The 19266-nt window shown below is 39.1% G+C and carries 18 protein-coding genes and 1 tRNA gene; 10 read left to right on the plus strand and 9 right to left on the minus strand.

The window, feature by feature from the left end:
* Positions 1–18: 18 nt before the first annotated feature.
* Positions 19–1128: a cyclic dehypoxanthinyl futalosine synthase gene (gene mqnC / locus ACNF42_RS01250; RefSeq protein ID WP_443338027.1), complete on the minus strand. Its 1110-nt coding sequence runs from the start codon at positions 1126–1128 to the stop codon at positions 19–21.
* Positions 1129–1275: 147 nt separating this feature from the next.
* Between mqnC and ACNF42_RS01255 the strand changes: the two genes are divergently transcribed.
* The 4 genes from ACNF42_RS01255 (at position 1276) to guaB (ending at position 6220) form a co-directional block, all read left to right on the plus strand.
* Positions 1276–2385: a radical SAM protein gene (locus tag ACNF42_RS01255; protein ID WP_443338029.1), complete on the plus strand. Its 1110-nt coding sequence runs from the start codon at positions 1276–1278 to the stop codon at positions 2383–2385.
* On the plus strand, positions 2382–3134 hold the full coding sequence (locus ACNF42_RS01260) for an MqnA/MqnD/SBP family protein (protein ID WP_443338032.1): 753 nt from the start codon (positions 2382–2384) through the stop codon (positions 3132–3134). Before ACNF42_RS01255 ends, ACNF42_RS01260 begins: the two co-directional genes overlap by 4 nt.
* A gap of 917 nt (positions 3135–4051) precedes the next feature.
* Positions 4052–4579, plus strand: a complete 528-nt coding sequence (locus tag ACNF42_RS01265) for a GNAT family N-acetyltransferase (protein WP_443338034.1) — start codon at positions 4052–4054, stop codon at positions 4577–4579.
* Between the two features lie 186 nt (positions 4580–4765).
* Positions 4766–6220 (plus strand): IMP dehydrogenase, encoded by a 1455-nt coding sequence (guaB, locus tag ACNF42_RS01270; protein ID WP_443338037.1) that lies wholly within the window; start codon positions 4766–4768, stop codon positions 6218–6220.
* A gap of 24 nt (positions 6221–6244) precedes the next feature.
* Here the strand turns inward: guaB and ACNF42_RS01275 are convergent, their stop codons facing one another.
* Complete coding sequence (locus ACNF42_RS01275) at positions 6245–7615, minus strand: glycerol-3-phosphate dehydrogenase/oxidase (protein ID WP_443338039.1); 1371 nt, start codon at positions 7613–7615, stop codon at positions 6245–6247.
* A gap of 187 nt (positions 7616–7802) precedes the next feature.
* On the opposite strand from ACNF42_RS01275, the gene ACNF42_RS01280 reads away from it, so the two are divergent.
* Positions 7803–8519: a glycerophosphodiester phosphodiesterase gene (locus ACNF42_RS01280; protein WP_443338042.1), complete on the plus strand. Its 717-nt coding sequence runs from the start codon at positions 7803–7805 to the stop codon at positions 8517–8519.
* Between the two features lie 8 nt (positions 8520–8527).
* Here ACNF42_RS01280 and ppdK read toward each other — a convergent pair whose 3' ends face one another.
* A complete protein-coding gene (gene ppdK / locus ACNF42_RS01285) occupies positions 8528–11176 on the minus strand; it encodes a pyruvate, phosphate dikinase (RefSeq protein ID WP_443338067.1) in 2649 nt (882 codons plus the stop codon).
* A 169-nt stretch (positions 11177–11345) separates the two neighbouring features.
* Between ppdK and ACNF42_RS01290 the strand changes: the two genes are divergently transcribed.
* Positions 11346–12044 (plus strand): alpha/beta fold hydrolase, encoded by a 699-nt coding sequence (locus ACNF42_RS01290; RefSeq protein WP_443338045.1) that lies wholly within the window; start codon positions 11346–11348, stop codon positions 12042–12044.
* On the opposite strand, the gene ACNF42_RS01295 is transcribed toward ACNF42_RS01290, so the two are convergent.
* The 3 genes from ACNF42_RS01295 to ACNF42_RS01305 are packed head-to-tail and all read right to left on the minus strand — an operon-like array spanning position 12021 to position 14331.
* Entirely contained in the window at positions 12021–12779 is a 759-nt protein-coding gene (locus ACNF42_RS01295) for a carbon-nitrogen hydrolase family protein (protein ID WP_443338047.1), read from the minus strand. The two genes, ACNF42_RS01290 and ACNF42_RS01295, sit on opposite strands and share 24 nt — an antisense overlap.
* Entirely contained in the window at positions 12779–13951 is a 1173-nt protein-coding gene (gene coaBC, locus ACNF42_RS01300; protein WP_443338049.1) for a bifunctional phosphopantothenoylcysteine decarboxylase/phosphopantothenate--cysteine ligase CoaBC, read from the minus strand. Before coaBC ends, ACNF42_RS01295 begins: the two co-directional genes overlap by 1 nt.
* Positions 13933–14331, minus strand: a complete 399-nt coding sequence (locus tag ACNF42_RS01305) for a PaaI family thioesterase (RefSeq protein WP_443338051.1) — start codon at positions 14329–14331, stop codon at positions 13933–13935. The genes coaBC and ACNF42_RS01305 overlap by 19 nt, the downstream gene beginning before the upstream one ends.
* A 163-nt stretch (positions 14332–14494) precedes the next feature.
* Here ACNF42_RS01305 and ACNF42_RS01310 point away from each other — a divergent pair, with 163 nt between their 5' ends.
* The 4 genes from ACNF42_RS01310 to ACNF42_RS01325 all read left to right on the plus strand — a co-directional run bounded on the left by ACNF42_RS01310 (position 14495) and on the right by ACNF42_RS01325 (position 17277).
* Positions 14495–15226, plus strand: a complete 732-nt coding sequence (locus ACNF42_RS01310; protein WP_443338054.1) for a TrmB family transcriptional regulator — start codon at positions 14495–14497, stop codon at positions 15224–15226.
* Positions 15223–16071: a deoxyribonuclease IV gene (locus ACNF42_RS01315; RefSeq protein ID WP_443338057.1), complete on the plus strand. Its 849-nt coding sequence runs from the start codon at positions 15223–15225 to the stop codon at positions 16069–16071. The genes ACNF42_RS01310 and ACNF42_RS01315 overlap by 4 nt, the downstream gene beginning before the upstream one ends.
* Positions 16072–16084: 13 nt before the next feature.
* Positions 16085–17242 carry a DUF1015 family protein gene (locus ACNF42_RS01320; protein WP_443338069.1) on the plus strand — a complete coding sequence of 386 codons (1158 nt, stop codon included), beginning with the start codon at positions 16085–16087 and terminating at the stop codon, positions 17240–17242.
* Positions 17205–17277, plus strand: a tRNA-Thr gene (locus tag ACNF42_RS01325). Before ACNF42_RS01320 ends, ACNF42_RS01325 begins: the two co-directional genes overlap by 38 nt.
* A gap of 53 nt (positions 17278–17330) precedes the next feature.
* On the opposite strand, the gene ACNF42_RS01330 is transcribed toward ACNF42_RS01325, so the two are convergent.
* The 3 genes from ACNF42_RS01330 to ACNF42_RS01340 form a co-directional block, all read right to left on the minus strand.
* Complete coding sequence (locus ACNF42_RS01330; protein WP_443338060.1) at positions 17331–17645, minus strand: hypothetical protein; 315 nt, start codon at positions 17643–17645, stop codon at positions 17331–17333.
* 43 nt (positions 17646–17688) lie between these two features.
* On the minus strand, positions 17689–17826 hold the full coding sequence (locus ACNF42_RS01335; protein ID WP_443338062.1) for a hypothetical protein: 138 nt from the start codon (positions 17824–17826) through the stop codon (positions 17689–17691).
* A 1097-nt stretch (positions 17827–18923) separates the two neighbouring features.
* The coding region (locus tag ACNF42_RS01340; RefSeq protein ID WP_443338064.1) for a PEGA domain-containing protein at positions 18924–19266 on the minus strand (343 nt) is incomplete at its 5' end.

Below are 19266 nucleotides of genomic sequence, written 5' to 3' on the forward strand. Positions count from 1 at the left end.
TACATAATTGGACATTGCTCAGATATAGGACCTTATTATTTTGTAGTTGTTATCTCTTTCAACGGGAACCATTCCAATTCCCTTCAAAGCTCTTATTATTGTTTCTTTCCTTAAATTTCCCACCATTTTTCCTGTCGCAGGGATTACCTTCTCATCGTATATGGTACCTCCCCAGTCATTTGCTCCGAAATATATGGACATCTGGCCCATTTCTACTCCATTAGTTAGCCATGAGGATTGTATAATTGGCAGAGATTTGTTGAAGACTATTCTTGAAATTGCAATATTTCTCAGGACCTCTTCACCACCGACCCTTCTTTTAACCAAACCATCCCTTTCCAGTTTTGTATTTCCTGGCTCAAAATTCCACGGAGTAAATGACAGAAAACCCCTATATTTTTTCTGAAGATTGAGTATGGATAGTAGATGATCCGCTCTATGATAAGCATTTTCCACATGCCCGAACATCATTGTCGCACTGGTTTTGATCCCCATGCTATGGGCAGTCTCCATAACATCAAGCCACTGCTGCCCACTGTGTAATGGCCTCCCAAGAACTTTTCTGACATCATCGGAGAATATCTCTGCCCCTGCGCCCGGGATCGTTTCAAGTCCGCTTTCCCTCAGGGCACTCAGAACTTCCCTCACGCTTGTTTTCTCCTTTTTAGCAATGAAGGAAATCTCGGATGTGGATAAACCATTTATTCCCACGCCGGGTACCTCTTTCTTGATCTTTCTGAAAAGATCCGTATAATATTCAAGAGGAAGATCGGGATTTACACCTCCCTGAATGAGCAATTGCTTGATCCCATAAAGAGAGTCAAACTGCTTAAGCCTTTCAACTACCTGTTCTGCCGTCAGCGTGTATGAGTCATCTTCCTTTCCAGTACGGTAAAAAGCGCAGAAATTACATCTGACATTACAGATATTGGTATAATTTAAGATCATGTTAGAAACAAAACTTACCTGCCTGCCCGTAATCTTGTTTGTGAGACTTCGTGCCACGTACCCAAGTGTCTTAATATCAACTTCATTGTACATATAGGCGATTTCATCCCTGCTTAAGTCCTCGCCTTCATTGACTTTTGTGAGAATATCCATCATTGGATCCTGAACACTGATCATCATACCTTACTGATTCAATATTAATAGATAAACAATTGTTATTTTTTTCTTTACAACCCTTAATACTGCAGAAGGGTAAAAATCAAAGATATATGGCAGATACAAAATTTTTTAAAAAAACATTATTATTTAAGGAAACATACCTTATATATGATTAATTCTTATTCGACAGAATACTGGAAGGATTTATCCATCAGTGCTCACAAATTTACTCAAAGGGAAGCCATGGAAATTCTGGAAACCCTAGATGTACATCAGATGATGGCACTGGCAGATTCTTTAACTGATTATGAGATTGGAAACCGTGTTACCTTTGCTGTTTCATACAATATAAATTATAGCAATTACTGTGCTGCAAGCTGCCCCATCTGTGCCTTTTATGTTCCGGCAAAAATAAAGGGTAAGACAGATAGGGGATATGAACTGAGCATTGATGATGTTAAAAGGGAACTGGAAAAGGCAAAAATGTACAATCCCACAGAAATTCACATAGTTGGGGGGTTCAATCCATACTTACCCATAGAATATTATGAAGAACTTTTTTCCACTGTGAAGAAGTATATGCCAGAAAGCACTCTCAAAGCCCTGACAATACCTGAGATTGATTTTATAGCAAGAACGACAGGCAATTCCCTCCAGGAAACTGTTGAAAGATTCAGACAGGCAGGTATGGAGGCACATACGGGTGGGGGTGCCGAAATATTTGACGCAGAGGTAAGAAAAATAATAACCACGCCTGAAAAAATTAGCGGAGAAAAATGGCTTGAGGATGCAAAAATCATACATGAAATGGGAATAAAAGGAAATTCCACAATGACCTATGGGCATGTTGAGAGATGGGAACACATAGTGGATCATATGCTAAGGCTCAGGGACCTTGAGGCAGAAGTCCCAGGTTTTCTTTCTTTTATTCCTTTGAAATACAGCCCTGAAAATACACCTCTCCTGAAGATGGGAAAGGTCTCCGGGCCAAGTTCAGGTGAGAAAGACCTCAAAGTCATAGCACTTGCAAGAATTCTGATGGGTCATCATATTAAGAACATTAGTGTTTACTGGGTGGCAATGGGAAAGGGCATTGCCCAGATGGCACTTACAGGTGGTGGAAACGACCTCGTTGGAACTGCTGCGAGTGAAAAGATATTTGGGGCCACAAATAGAAGGGAACAGACAACTGTGGAGGAACTGAGCGCAATGATAAATGAGGTAGGAAAGGTGCCGGCCAAAAGAGACACATTTTACAACATAAGGGGATATTTTTGAACACCTTCGCCCTGATAAATCTCATCCACAGTGAGCCCCTTGCAAACCATTTGGAAAAGAATTTCACAATTAGAAGAGGGACGACAAGGGATAATCTAAAACTTCTACTTTCAGGTCAGGCCGATTATGCAATGATTTCCATAGTAGACTATTTTAAACACTATAACGAACTGGACCTTGTTTATGGCCCAACGATTACGGGAAAAATACATTCAATGTCCAATCTCTTAATATCAAAAGACCTAGATCCTTATCCAGGAATGAACATAGCAGTAACATCGGAAACTGAAACAACAGCCTTTTACCTGAGGGAAATCGTTGATCAGATGTATCCGGGCACTAAATTGATAAGAAGCAAGAGAAGTACTCCAGAAGAACTTCTTTCAGAAGAGGATTTTGCACTTGTCATAGGTAACAATGCCTTAAGGGTTTATGAATCGGACTTCAGGGTCATATTCGATGTAACGAAAATGTTTTCAAAAATATTTGATCTTTACAGTATTTACGCAGTGACGGCAACGAAAAAAGATGGAGGCATGGAAAGGTCACTTAAGGGTGAATTTGAGGTAGAGGAATGGGAAAAAACAAAACTTGTGGAACCAGTCAGCTCCAAATATGGAATAAGTCCAAATATATTGGCAAATTATTTTGCAGCCATAAGTTACGACTTTGACACAGTAATTGAAAGGGAGATTAAAATAATAAAGGAAATGTATGACGAAAAAAAGGAGAATATTTTCACAAAATGAAATAATAAAAGAAATGAAGCCTTTTATTATAGATACTTGGTACGGTTTAAATTTAATCGGGTTTCATTTTTCGCATTCATAGAAAAATAATTTTGCTTTGAGAAAAAAATAGATGACGTTGAAACATAATTTTAAGAAATGATTGATGGAAATTATGGAATTTACAGAATTTTTCAGAATATGAAATAATTCTATACGTATTGACAGAAGGCAAAGTTGAAATCAGGATCAATGATCTAAATTTAAACCTAAAAAAGGAGGATATAATTACAATTTTGATAATAACAAACGAAACATAAAAATTACTCATTGAAACAACCACAGTATTTAATTAATAATTGGGGAGATTGATATAAGATATGGGAAATGTGTAAGGAAGAGGGTGAGGGAATTCATGCAATCACTCATAAATAGGCAGCTAAATACAAACCTTTAAGAGAATTATTAAAAGAGGCGTGGATATTATGAAAGAGACTCTCTCTCACGAAGAGAGCCCTGATTGATATAAGGATTCAACTTCGAGCACTTCTAATGGTGATCAGCCAGGGCCATATGAGCTGGAGTAATCTGTGAGAACCTTATTGTGCTTATTACCATATCAAATAAACCCCTGTAATCTGCGAGTTGCCATCTCTTGTTTGAATCTATTTTCCCATTGGTCCTCAATTTATTTCAATGTCCAATCCTTCCTGAATCCAAAACAAGGTGATTTATTTAATGATCCTGCCTCTTGATTCACTTTACAGAAAACACCTAACCTGATGCCCTCCCATAGATTCTCTCAATTCTCAGGATTTTTTCTAACTTGGGATTCCCGTTAAGATATTCATAAACTCCCCAATGATCCATTGGTTGTTCTGCCATATTCACGCATCCCGATTCATATGAATTCATATGCAAAGAAAAAATTCCTTCCCATGATCAGGGAAATTAAATGGACAGATATGCATGATATCATAGACAATTATTATGGATATTACGATGAACTTGAAGATGAACCTGATCTGGGACTGGCATTTTACAGGATAAAACCTGATTTCAGAAATGAGGTAGAATGGTTTGCCAACCTTTATGAAGATGTTATATCTGGAAATGCAGTAGCCGTTGTGTCTGAGGAGGATGGCAGAGTGGTTGGACTTTGCGATATCCACAGGATTAGGCCTAATTCTGAACTGGATCATGTGGGAATTCTGGGGATAGCCATAATCAGACAGTACAGGAACAGAGGAATTGGGAATGAACTCATAAGAAAGGCTCTTGAATTATCAAGGGGAAAGTTCGAAATAGTAGAACTGGAGGTATTTGCAGTGAACAGAAGGGCGATCTCCCTTTACAAGAACTGTGGATACAAGGAATTTGGCATGCTTCCTAACTCCATAAAGAGAGGTGAAAGATACTATGACCAGATTCTCATGTATTACAGGCTCGATGAACAGGCCATATAATGAGTGTTTACCCATGACCGGAGAAAATAGCATCCATCTTTCTGAAAATAAGTTAACACAAATTTTAAGGCTGAGATGGAAACTGTTTTCCATGAAGTGAATTGGTTCAGTGAATTCATTTTCCTATGAAGAAGTGAGGGTTTAGGAGATGTGAAAAATTTATGTACTTATATACTCTTCCTTCTCATGTTTGCAGACAAGCTAAAAAATATAAAGGAAGGGTTGACCTTCGATGATGTTTTAGTTTTACCGAGTAGATCTCCCATAGAACCAAGGGAGACAGATATAAGAAGCAGGTTTTCCAGAAACATAAAATTGAATGTTCCCATTTCAAGTTCCCCGATGGACACAGTGACTGAGTGGGAAATGGCTGTGGGTATGTCCAGAACAGGCGGAATAGGAATAATCCACAGGAACATGTCAAGAAACGAAGAGGCCACAATGGTCAGGAAGGTGAAGAGAGAAGAATCACTGATCATAAGAAATGTTCACACGATTGATCCGGAAACACCGGTCAGTGTGGCAAGAAACATAATGGAAGAAAAGAACATTGCAGGATTTCCAGTTGTTTCAGGGGAGAAACTTGTAGGAATAGTAACAAAGAGGGACATTGAATTTGCGGATGAAGAGAAGACAAAAATACGTGACATTATGACAAAAGATGTTGTCTACGCCAAGGACAACATATCTCCAGAAGAGGCAAGAAGAATACTTTATGAAAACAGAATTGAAAAACTGCCACTTGTGGATAGCAATGGAAAGGTTGTCGGTCTCATAACATCCAAGGATATTGTAACCAGGCATAAATTTCCTTATGCCACGAGAGATGAAGATGGCCAGTTAATGGTCGGTGCTGCGGTTGGTCCCTTTGACATTGACAGGGCAATCCTCATGGAAAAAGAGGGCGCAGACGTGATTGTTATAGATACTGCACATGCTCATAACGACAATGTTATCTCTTCCCTGAAAAAAATGAGGAAACAGATAGATGTGGATATAGTTGTGGGAAACATAGCTACAGAACAGGCTGCAATCGACCTCATTTCGTGTGATATAGACGGACTTAAGGTGGGAATAGGCCCGGGTTCCATATGTACAACCAGGGTTGTTGCAGGTATTGGTGTTCCTCAGATAACTGCAATTTCAGATGCGGCTGACTATGCAAGAGAACATAATGTTCCAATAATTGCGGATGGAGGTATAAGATTCTCTGGAGATATTGTAAAGGCAATTGCAGCAGGTGCAGAGTGCGTCATGTTGGGCTCACTTCTTGCGGGGACAGATGAAAGCCCGGGCGCAGAGATGATAATCAACGGAAGGAAATACAAAACATACAGGGGAATGGGTTCAATTGGTGCCCTTTCCAAGGGATCTGACAGATATGGTAAATTCTCAGGCAGCAAATTCGTGGCCGAGGGTGTAGAAGGTGCAGTGCCCTACAAAGGAAAAGTGGAAGAGGTTGTTTATCAGCTCAGTGGTGGAATAAGGGCAGGAATGGGTTACGCAGGATGCAAAAATATAGATGAACTCAGAACAAAAACAGAATTCATAAAGATAACAAACAGCGGGTTGAGAGAGAGCCATCCACATGATATCAGGGTAGTCTCCGAACCTCCTAACTATCAGATGTTTTCAAATTGATCAAAAAGGCATAACAAAAATATCTCATATCTTTTCATCCAATTTCATGACCTTTTCTATTTCTGGCAATAAGGAATCTCCCCTATCCCTGAGATTGAATGGATAAGCTTCCCTCCTTATCAAAATGTCTTCAGGGAATATGGCACACTCATAATCTCTTTCATACTGATACAGGTCCTTCCCTACCAGTTTTGGCCTGTTGTAATTTATCTCTGGCAATCCTTTTACATTCAGTTTTTTGCCAACGATTTTTCCATAAATTTTTGCCACCTTTCTTGACACTGATCTGTAGTTTGTAAGCTTTCCACCGTAAATGTTTATGAATCTTCCCTTCACCTTTACAACAAACCCTCTGGAAATTGATCCTGGATCATCACTGTCACCATAAAGTGGTCTTATACCTGCGTAGGAATAGGTGATATCAGATTTATCTAAATCTGGATATAAACGCTTTGCACTTTCTACAATATATTCAACATCATCATTGTCCACTGCAAAATCATCCGGGGAGTTTACAAATCTGTCAGTTGTCCCAATAATAGTTACCTCACCCCTTGGAATAATGAACATCTGCCTAGAATCAAGATGTGATCTGAAGACTATGGAATCACTGCTGCCTATTTTTTCAGAGGGTACAACCACATGAATTCCCCTGCTCAGTTTCAGGGAACCTGAAAATTTTGAATCCTCCATCCTGGAAACTTCACCTGCCCATGGGCCAGCTGCATTTATTACGTATCTGGCACGTACTTTTCTCTCCACTTGGCGAATGCTATCTTTAAACTCTACAAAAACGTGGTCCTTTTCATCTTCAATTTTAAGAACCTTTGAATAGTTGAGACATATGGCACCCTTTCTAACCGCACTTACTATGTTATATATGACCATTTTTGTATCATCAGTCCAGGCGTCCTTATAATTGAAATAGCCCTTGATGCTATCTGACATTTCTCCCCTGTTCCTCACATACCTGGGTATGGAAAGTGATCCGCTAAGTATATTATAGACAAATATACCAAGACGAAGTGTGGTTTTTTTCCATGAATACTGATCCACAAGTATTTTGAAATTCATCGGCTTCACAATTTCACTGTGTTTAAGGAGATAATTTCTCTCGTGCAGTAGATCCCTGACTTCCCTTATTTCAAAGTTGGCCAGATATCTTATTCCACCGTGTATCAGCTTGGATGATCCGGAACTGGTCCCTGATCCGAAGTCCTTCATTTCAAGGAGAATGCATTTAACCCCATTGGATGCCATGATATTGGCAATACCGGCCCCAGTAATTCCTCCTCCAATAATGGCCACATCGAATATCTCCTCTTTATTTTCAAGGGAATCAATCCATTCACACCGCTTCCTTAAATCGAAGTGATCCATACCAGAGATATCCATTGCGGGGAAATCCGTAATAAATTTATTACCTTACCTGAAAAGGAAATGCAGATAAGGATCCAATATATGCAAGAAAATATGGCTGATCCTACCTGAGGTTCATCAATGGATTACCTTATATCTTGTTTAAAAATCCATAGGGTGACGAATAAATACACTTTTTATGATCATTTTTATACAGTAAAGGATGAAATTTAATGTTATTGGCCACAGGGGAAATCCCTCCCAGAGACCAGAAAATACCATAAGTTCCTTTGAAAGTGCAAAAAAATGCGGAGTTTATGGAGTTGAAACGGACATACAGATTACGAAGGATCACAGGATAGTTATTTTTCACGATGATACTATGGAGAGACTTACTGGCAGGAATGGAATGATATCTGATTTTAACTTATCTGAACTTGAGGAAATGGGCATTCTTGGAACAGATGAAAAAATACCAACGCTTGATGAGTTTTTAGCTGCTACCCATGGTGTTAAAAAATTTATAGAACTTAAAACAAGAAACAATAAGGCTGAAAGAATTAATTGTGGTCTCGAAAAAGCACTCAACGAATACTTCAAGGGCAACTATTCCGATGACATCTATTTCATATCCTTTGACATTGATGCCATAAGAACAATGAAGGAATATGATTCCAGATACAGGGTTGGTATAGACATTGGAAAGGAGACATCATTCATATGGGACAGTATGATCAGGGATCATGTTCCAGATTTTCTTGATTTTGTAATACCTGAATATTCAATCATTGAGAAGGAGGAGAGAAATTTTCAAAAGATAGGTGAAAAGATAATCCCATGGGTCATAAATGATGAAAAAGAATTGAAAATACTGGAAGAGAAAAATATTCAGTATTTTATGACAGACTCACCATGTAAGATCAGAGAATTAAATAAATAAATTTTAGATTATTCCTTTTTTACATCCTTCAGTGCCGCTCTTGCAGCGGCGAGCCTTGCTATGGGAATTCTGAAAGGCGATGCAGATACATAGTTCAGACCTATCCTGTGGCAGAATTCCACAGTTTCAGGATCTCCTCCCTGTTCACCGCATATTCCTACCTCGAGAGATTTGTTCCCCTTTCTTCCCTTTTCCACAGCCATTTTCATTAGTTCACCCACGCCTTCAAAGTCCACTGTTCTGAAGGGATCTCCTGGAAGTACACCCTCCTCAAGGTATTTTGCCATGAATTTCCCTTCTGCGTCATCCCTGCTGTATCCAAATGTCATCTGAGTCAGATCATTTGTTCCAAAGGAGAAGAAATCTGCATACTTTCCGATCTTATCTGCCGTTATACAAGCACGGGGAATCTCAATCATGGTCCCAAATTTATAATCCACCTTCCTGTGTCCCATTGTGTTAACTGCAACCTTCTCGAGCCTCTCCCTGAGTATGGAAAGCTCTTTGTCAGTACCTACGAGAGGTATCATTATTTCCGGGAATATCTGTTTTTTCTCAGACATAACGTTGAGAGATGCACGAATTATTGCCTCGACCTGCATTTCATAAATTTCCGGGAAAACAATGCCCAATCTGCATCCTCTGAAACCCAGCATAGGATTAAACTCTTCCAGAGACCTTATGGTTTCAAGCATTTCTGTCTCACTTGAGATCCTTGATAAAATTTCATCCATTTCCTTTGCATCTGAAATATTTCTGAGTTTCAGCTTCATGGAATGAACTGAGTTAAGTACCTCTTCCTTGTCAGGCAGAAACTCGTGCAATGGCGGATCCAAAAGCCTTATAATTACAGGAAATCCTTCCATTGTTCTGAAGAATTCAGTGAAGTCGTGTATCTGCATTGGAAGCAACTTGCTCAGGAATAATTTTCTGTCTTCAAGGGTTTTGCTCATTATCATTGCCCTCATTATTCCTATCCTTTCACCACCAAGGAACATCCTCTCTGTCCTAGCCAGACCTATGCCTTCCGCACCATTTTTTCTTGCCATTATTGCCTCCTCTGGAGTATTGGCGTTGGCTCTTACACCTATTTTCCTGAACTGATCGGCCCATGTCAGGAGCTGTTCTATATGAGTACCGGACTGAGCCTCCTCAAGTTCAGTGGTGCCGAGAATAAATTCCCCATTTGTTCCATCAACCGTGATCACATCTCCCTCACTGAGGATCGTATCTCCTATTGATAGTGAACGCTCCCTCACGTTAACATTCATTGATTCGACACCCACGACAGCAGGCTTTCCCATGGCCCTTGCAACCACTGCTGCATGTGACGTCATTCCCCCTTTCTGTGTCAGAAATCCTTCCGAAACTGACATTCCCCGGACATCGTCAGCTGTAGTCTCCGGCCTTACCAGTATGACCTTTTTCCTCTCCTTTGAAAGCTCGACGGCCCTGTCTGATGAAAAGACTATTGCTCCAATGGCTGCTCCAGGCGACGCTGCAAGACCGTGGCCCAGTATCTTTTCCTTTCCAGTTTTTCTGACCTGGGGATGGAAGAGTATATCCAATGTTGACGGCGTTACTCTCATTATGGCCTCCTCTTTGCTTATGAGACATTCTTCAACCATCTCCACTGCTATCCTTACGGTTGCCTTTGCACTCCTCTTTCCACTCCTTGTCTGGAGCATATAGAATTTACCCCTTTCTATGGTAAACTCCATATCCTGCATATCCCTGTAATGCTTTTCCAGTATCTCAGCACTTTTTACAAATTCCCTATAGGCTTCGGGCAATATTCTCTCCATTTCTGAGATTTTTCTTGGTGTCCTGATTCCTGCAACCACATCCTCCCCCTGCGCATTTTGCAGAAATTCGCCGAAGAGAACCTTTTCGCCCGTATTTGGATCTCTTGTGAACGCGACTCCTGTGGCTGAGTCTTCACCCATATTTCCAAAAACCATGGAAACAATATTTACGGCTGTTCCAAGTGTTTCAGGTATATGATTTATCTCCCTGTATACCTTTGCTCTTGGGGAATTCCATGAATTGAATACTGCCTCTATGGCGAGAGTCATTTGTTTCATTGGATCCTGCGGGAATTCCATGCCCTCTTCTTTATAAATATGATCAAATGCTCTGTTTATTTCCTCCATTTCCGATTCATCAAGTTCTATGTCATCTTTCTTTCCTTTTCTCTCCTTTATCCTCTTAATCTCTTCCTCAAATTTCTCGTGCTCAATGCCCATTACAACTGTACCAAACATCTGTTTGAGCCTTCTGTAAGAATCAAGTGCAAATCTTTTGTTTTTGGATGAACTGATAAGCCCTTTAATTGTGGAATCGTTCAGGCCCACGTTTAAAATTGTATCCATCATACCAGGCATGCTGATAGGTGCCCCCGATCTCACAGACACAAGGAGTGGCTTTGTATCACTTCCAAGTTTCTTTCCTGTTTCTTCTTCCACTTTTGAAAGTGCCTCCATAACGGAATCCATCATTCCCTCAGGAAACTTTCCCGATTTCTGAAAGAGTATACATGCCTCGGTGGTTATGGTAAATCCAGGTGGAACAGAGAGACCTATCCTTCTCATCTCCGCCAGACCAGCCCCTTTACCACCAAGGAGCCCCGCCATGTCCTTGTTGCCCTCTTCAAACATATAAACAAGTTTTTTTGTTTCTTTCACATCTGTTTTATGAGGAAGTATATAAAAAGATTATTCATAGACAATATAGATGATTACGAAATTCGTTATAGAATTATCCTTAACTTATTGGGATTAAAAAGAAATGTGAATATTTTATCCAATGGCGCAATAATGTTTTTATATGAATAGGTTTTATGTTGAGACCAGTGAAGGGAAAATTTCCTATTTAAAAAAAGACGGGAAACCTTTCATTATACTGCTTCATGGTATGGGAGGCATGGGGAATAACTTTTTGAAGATCGCTTCATGCATAAAGAGCAATTACGGACTCATATTCCCTGACCTGCTTGGTCATGGGAAGTCGTATATCCCCAGAGATATTTCTGTGGGTATTCAGGCCGATGCCATACAGGAACTTATTGAGAATTTAGGCATTGATGAGTATTATGTTGGAGGAAACTCCTATGGCGGATGGGTCAGCCTTTATCACGAATATAAGTATGGAGGAAGTAAAGGGCTCATACTGATCAGCAGTGCTGGTACAAACCCTACCGTGAGCGAATATGGTGGAGAGAATGAAGATCAGTTTATAATGAGAATTATGAAAATGAATCCTGGGAACAATGAGATGGCAATCAGAAACATGCTGAGAAACAATGGAAAGGGAGATTTCAAAATAACTGATGACATGCTGAGAAAGATAAACAAAAGAACACTCATAATATGGGGAGAGAAGGACAGAATGATACCTGTCCAGTACGGTGATATATTACACAATGGGATAGCAAACTCAGAGATGCATCTTATAAAGGATGGGGGACATACAACACACGTTTCCCACCCGGATGAGGTATGTTCACTTATAAACAATTTCCTTTGAGGGAAATGAGTAATAACCGGGGTCTTCCATCTTTCTCTGCTCTCTCTTCTGATCGACCTTACCTTCTGAATATACAGTTGTGAACCTATCCATGTTCAGAGCCTCGAGAGCCAGAAGTCTAACACCATTATTTTCCTCATAGGTGTCAACGAATATAGAATCGCCTCCAAAGTTTGGATTGTTGGAATTAACTGATACTACGCATATTCTATTCTCGAGAGCCCTTGATTTAATATAGAGATGCCATTCCCTGTGAAAATCACTTCTTATCAGGGATGGATTTATCAGGAGTGTTGCACCTTTCATTGAACTTATCTTTGCATAAAATGGGAAATCTATATCGTAACATATGGGGACTGAAAATGTTATTTCAGGTGTTTTGAAGATGTTTATGATTTTACCCCTTTCGACACGGCCATTTTCCCTATCAAATGGCACGATTTTATCCTGATAACCCATAACTTTCCCGTTTACAAATACATATGACCTGTTAAAAATCCCTTTTTCTGTCTTTTCCAGAATAGATCCTCCAACTACAATTCTCCCCTTAGAAATATTACTGAGCATTTTGGCCGCCCTGGAATCAGTGAAAGAGTGAAATGTGTCTACAATGAATCTTTCAGGAAATACTACAATATCAAGGCCTTCAAAATTTTGTTCTCCCAGCTTCTTCAGCATCTCCTCCTCTTCCAGTGGACCAATCTGGAAACCCCCAATAGTCAATCTTGTATTCATCAATTCTGCATCTCCCTTATGATAAAATCTGCCAGCTCTATCTTATTCATTATCTGGTTCATAATTCTTTCCTTGCCCCTGAAAATGGAATATCTGTTGCTTACCTCCTGAAAGGGCTTATCAGATACAAGATTTAGTATGGTCATGTAGTCTGAATCATTACTTGGTGTAAAGTCATCCTCACCCAATTTAAAACGAACTATCCTTGGTCTCTTCTTCCATTTTTTAGATATTTCCAGAATGTGTACTATCAGTTTTTCCCTTGGTTCAAGGGTTATTGTAACATTTGATTTGCTTTCAATCTTCTTATCCCTGGATTCATATTTGAAATCTGAAAGTGCTGCGGGAATTACAATATAGTCGAATTCTTCCCTTGCAAGAAGCTCCCTTGTCTTTGAATAAAAATCATCAATGTCATGTGCCTCAATCCACTGGCAATACAGGGGTACCCGGTAATTTGAATTTCCCAGATATACTATTCTGCTAAAACCGTCTCTTTTTGCGGCTCTGGCCAGAGAAATGCCCGTAAAGCCTGAGCTTCTGTTGATCAGACTTCTGACAGGATCAATCTTCAGTTCGCTTGTTCCGGATATTATAAGAATGGATTTTTTTCTCTCTTCCCTCTGAAGAATGGTGTCAATTATCTCCTCAGACCACATTATTTTGGCCTTTCCATCTTCTATCCTCGGTTCCACAATTTTAACACCAATTTGTTTCAGAGAATCAATATTTCTTGAATTTACAGGATTTCTGAACATCTCAAGATGCATTGCAGGAACTACAACTACGGGGATATCCATGCCAATTGCATTGGAAAAAAAGGTTTCTGCAACGCCATCGGCTATACCGTTTGCTATCTTCCCAATCTGGTTGTACGTAGCAGGACACATCAGAAGAATATTGCGCTTGTCATTATTTTCAAAGAACGTTATGTGTTCCATTCTTCCTGTTAGTTCCTTTATCACAGCATTTCCAGATGCCCATTCAAGGGCCTGAGCGCCTATCATTTTCTCGGCTACCGGAGATAGAATACAATGGACCTCTGCACCCTCCCTCCTGAGATCACGAATTATATCTGGTGTTCGATAGGAAGATATGCTACCACCTACGGAAATAAAGATTCTGTAACCCTCAAGTAAATTATAGGATTTCCTTACCTGTATATGCCCCACACTCCGTTAGCCACAGCCGTATTTTCACCCTCATCATTATACATATTCATGTGAATAAATGCATGTGTTTTGCCATGGGATTTTAGTTCCGAAACAACTCTGGCATAATTACCTGACAGGGACCTCATAAAATTTGTGTTCAAGGAGATTGTAAAACCATTAACGACTCCTTCCAGGGTGAATATGGTAAGTGCTCCTGCTATGTCAAATAGGCCAAGAATAATTCCACCGTTTACAATTTCCCCCATTCTCAGCATATTTTCTTCTATAAGAATCTTAAAATCTACATATCCCTCCTTTGTTTCCAGCAATTCTATTTTAAAACGCTTCATGAAATTGTCATTGTCTATAAGAGCCCGTAATCTTTCCTCTCTTTCCATGACATGGGAATTTCCCTTTTTATATAATATCTTTTAAAGGGAAATGCATTCACTTAAATCATGTGAGAAAATTAGTTTTGAAACATAATAAAATGCTAATTGTATTTGTAAAATAACAGGTAAAAAGGAGAAAACAATATTAATAATTGTGACATATTTAGCTATGGAAACTACAACATCCAGGCTTGAGAAGGTCGCAGAGATGTTGAAACTATTCGGGCTTTCAGCTTATGAGGCTCAAGGTTTCTCAGCACTTGTATACCACGGTGTGGCCAATGCAGATGAGATAGCTGATACTGCCAAAATTCCAAGAACCTCGGCCTATAAGGTCATGGAATCCCTTGTGGAAAAGGGATACGCAAAGGAGACTGAGGGGAGACCAAAGATGTTCAAACCCGAGGATCTTGAAACTCTAAGAAAAAAGATAGATATGAGGGTCCAGGAACTTTTCTCTGAGATGAGGATGATGCAGGAAGAACTTCCGTCAAAGGGTGATCCACAGCTTGTTTATACAATATATGGAAGGACAAGGGTGATGAACAAAATATCGGAAATGATCAATCTTGCAGAAAATGAACTGTACATATGCACCCCAATGGTAAAAGAGATGCGACTGGAAATGAAAAAAAATATAGAAAATGCCATAAGGAGGGGAGTAAAGGTAATATTTGTTACACCGCCAAATAAGAGAGTCCCTCCAAGCGTTCAGACTTTCAGAAAGGAGGGGCTGATCGCAACAGATATTGTTTCGGACAGAACCAGGGCACTTCTTGCAGGCCCGGACCTTAATGCCTGTGGTTATACAGATAATCCGGCTCTTGCAATGCACGTTTACCAGTTTGTTCAGATGATCATAGACAGCAGTGATTTTCACATATCTGGTGGTATGGAGTGAAAATAACAGAAACACATCTAATAGGTGGTCATCTCTCAACCACTGTTGGAATTGAAAATACACCGATAAGTGCATCGAAATTCCATTTCAGAACATATCAGATATTTTCAAAGAACCAGATGCAATGGAAGGCTAAGGCCATTCCTCCAGAAGTACCGGAAAAATTCAAGGAAAATAGAAATTCCAAGGGAATAAGGAGTGTAATGGTTCACGCTTCTTACCTTCTAAATACGGCATCCAGCGATAAGGAACTGAGGGATAAAGTTAGAGAGGCCTTCAGAACTGAAATAGAAAGATGCGATGAAATAGGTGCTGAACTTTTGACATTTCACCCAGGATCATTCAAGGAGGCAACATTGCAAATAGGAATAGAAAACGTGGCGGCCATGTTAAATGATGTGATAAATAAGGAACAGAAAGTAACCGTATTGATAGAAAATTCCGCAGGACAGGGAAATAGTGTTGGAAAGACCTTTCTGGAAATAGGGGAAATAATAGATCGGATAGAATACAAGAACAAAGTGGGAATTTGTCTTGATACCTGTCACGCCTGGGCCTCAGGTTATGACTTCACAAATGGAAAGGGCTACGAAAGTATGATTGATGAAATTAAAAATACAGTTGGAATTGAAAAAATAATGGGATTTCATTTAAATGACAGTAAAAAGGAGTTGGGTGAACACACCGACCGGCATGAGCAGATAGGCCTCGGAAAGATAGGGGCAAAGGGATTTTCACTTCTGCTCAACGATAGTAAGTTTTTTGACATACCCATGATAATGGAAACTCCAAAGGGAGAAGCGGGTTATATGGATGACCTGTCTGTCCTTGATACTATAATATGAACGGTGGAATATTTTGAGACTTGATACGTTTAAACCTGTTATATACGAGACTGGGCTTGGAGATGTCATTTCACCCCCATTTGACACTCTTACAGAAAACGAAATAACGGAATTAAGGAAAAACCCCTATAATATTATGAACCTGTCATTATTTGAAGACGATGAGTGCAAGGAAAGATTGCAGGATTGGATTAATAAGGGCATTCTTAAAAGCTTTGAAAGAGAATCACTTATCATACTGAGACAGAGATATTCCAGCAATGGGTCTTTTTTTGAGAGACTCGGTGTGATAGGAGTTGTAGACATTTCAAGGCCTGAAAATAAGTTTCTGGAACACGAAAATGTAATTCCTGAATATGTGCAGCAGAGAAAGAGACATATATTGAAACTCAGTGCACAAACTGAACCTGTTTTTACAGTTGTTGATTCCCCGGACCTCCACTCCATACTATGGGAAATAATGAAGAAAAAGGGTTGCGCAAAATCCTACGAAGAACCAAAGGGAACCTGGAATGACATATGTATAGTCAACGAAGAGGAGTATATAAGAAAAATGAGAGAAGACCTTATGGAGAGAGTGACCATAATTGCCGATGGTCATCACAGATACAGGGCAATGAACGAACTCATGCGTGAGACATCTGGTTTATGGAATAAGATTATGGTTTATGTTACTTCCATAGAGGCAGACTCTACCAGAATTGGTGAGGTTCACAGAATATTCGACCTTTGGGATGGTGTGTATGAGGACCTTTCAAAATTTTATGATTTTCATAGATTTGAGGGCGAGGGGAAAGTACCAGCACCATCGCTTGTAAACATGGAAAGTACAATTGTGCTCAAAAAGAAGGAAAAAATGAAACAGTATGAGGATGTTTACATTATTGATGAATTTCTTAATTTAGGTAAGGGAAAAAAGGAAAATTTACATCTGGAATACACCTCAAGGCTTGAAAAATTAAATGAAGAAATTGAAAAAAACCGCAATAGGGGAGGATTAATCATGCCCGTTTGGGAAAAAAAGAAGTTCTATGAAATAGTTCAGAAAGGAAAACTTCTGCCTGCTAAATCCACATATTTTTATCCCAAAATTCCATCAGGCATTGCCTTTTACTTGATGGAAAAAATTGAATGCCGCTGTAGCTCAGGAGGTAGAGCAGCTGATTCGTAATCAGCAGGTCGGGGGTTCAAATCCCTCCAGCGGCTTATCTTGGAAATATTGAGTTTTTAATGGATTGCAAAGTGTTTATTTTCAGAACCTACTGATTTTCACTTTCCTTTAATTTTGTTAGATTTTCTTTTAATTTTTTGGTATTTTCATTTCTTCGATCTTCTCTAAAAAAATATGTTGAGTTGTAATTATTATAGTATATTTTTAACAAATTTTTGGGTATTTGCAAAATGATTTTGGATACACAGCTTCCCAAATATTGACCTCTATGAAAAAGGTTTATCGGCCTTCCGTTTATATCTTTTCTCCATATATCTCTGTGTCTTGGTGCATTCTTTACTTTCAGTGACATTGATTTCCTCCTTTGTTCTGTAAGACTGTCAGAGCCCTTGTCAAATTCCATTTTCATGGAGAGCATCATAAATATGTTTTACAGAAGGATTCTTTCAATTTTTCTCCATGCTTCCAATTCTGGATGACTGAACTTCAATGTTCCTCAGATCCCTCTTCCCGAATATGTCTGTTGCCGGTATGGATATGCCATGCATTGGGAGGATTGCATGTATGGGATTTTTATTAAGCATGGTGATCTCCTCTCCTATTGATTTTCTGTACCCATCATTCGGTGTCATTACAAGCGCAATAAAGACGAGAGAAGATACTTCCAGGTAAGTTACAAGACAGCACTATGTGTTTTCTCGATAGCTGTGGATACAGTTATGATATTCAAAAAAACAGGTAAGGGAATATGAGGATTCAGTTAAGGAAAGAAAGGGATTAGGAAAGTCTGCACATGTATGCAAAATGAGAAATCCCATCAGGATCATACTCAAGATAATTAAAAAAAGAAAATGAGTTGAAGTACGAGAATCCAGCAATAAATCAGAACAAGGTATCAGGGCTGGTGGAGAAATGGAATGTCCTGCATGGCTTGATTACACATGAGTCTATTTGATGAACTCCCATTTCTTGAGTGCCAATATCTTTATACACTCTGCTGTCAGCTTTCATCTTTAAATGATTATGCGTGTTTGCGAAATGGCAGAGAATGGATATTCCGCCATGATTCTAAGGATATGTTCACAAATGCAGTAACATTAAGGATGTAACAAGAGAAGGCTGACCTGAGAATTTTCATGGGTGTGTAATCATGAAGGATACCTCGTTTGGAACATTTCCCTGATTTCATCCAATGCGTTTACATTCTTAGGGAGCATCATATTGTGTTTCATGAAATTTATCCATTGATGAGGGAATGATTTTATGTTATTGTTGCACAAAATTCGGAATACTATCCTGCGTTTGCTTATTTGAATTGATCTCAATAACCTTTTATTGCTTGCAACTATAGTTATTTTTAGGAGATCATTTCACCTATGCACTTCAAATTGCCGACACAATTAACTGGATCATCATAATTGTTTCCATTTGCTAAATGAGACAATTGATACGGCAAATGAAACGATACAAGAACCTTATATATATTAAAGTGTAACCATGAAATGACTCAAAATGGGTAGATTTGGATAGGTGTTTACAACAACAAATAGATTTACAGAAAACTTCTAATTTAGGCATCCCAGAACATAATAATAAAAATAAGATGTAAAATGACAGATTTAGTTATAATGAAATAATGTTTTGAATAATTGTGGAAATTTGGTTTTATATTTTTTCCGATTTACTTCAATTTCCTTGTGTATAGGATCACAGCGGTTGCAATTACTATGACTGCAATCACTCCTGCCAATACATAGTATATTTCATCTGTATTCTGTACAGGTTCCTTCTTGAGATTTGCACTTATATTCACTGTCTGTCCTGCCTGTAATGTGAAGTTCTTGTATACAGTAATGTATCCCTTTTCTGATATTTCTACTGAGTATGTTCCTGCAGTTGTCTTATACATGAACTTGCCTGATGTTACTGTGAAGTTTTTACCGTTAACTGTTACATTGACATTTGTCTGATTAAATGAACCGACTATGTATGAATAGTGCTCAAAGGAGAGTGTTACTGTGATA

This window comes from Cuniculiplasma thermophilum (assembly GCF_052315355.1).
GTDB lineage: Archaea > Thermoplasmatota > Thermoplasmata > Thermoplasmatales > Thermoplasmataceae > Cuniculiplasma.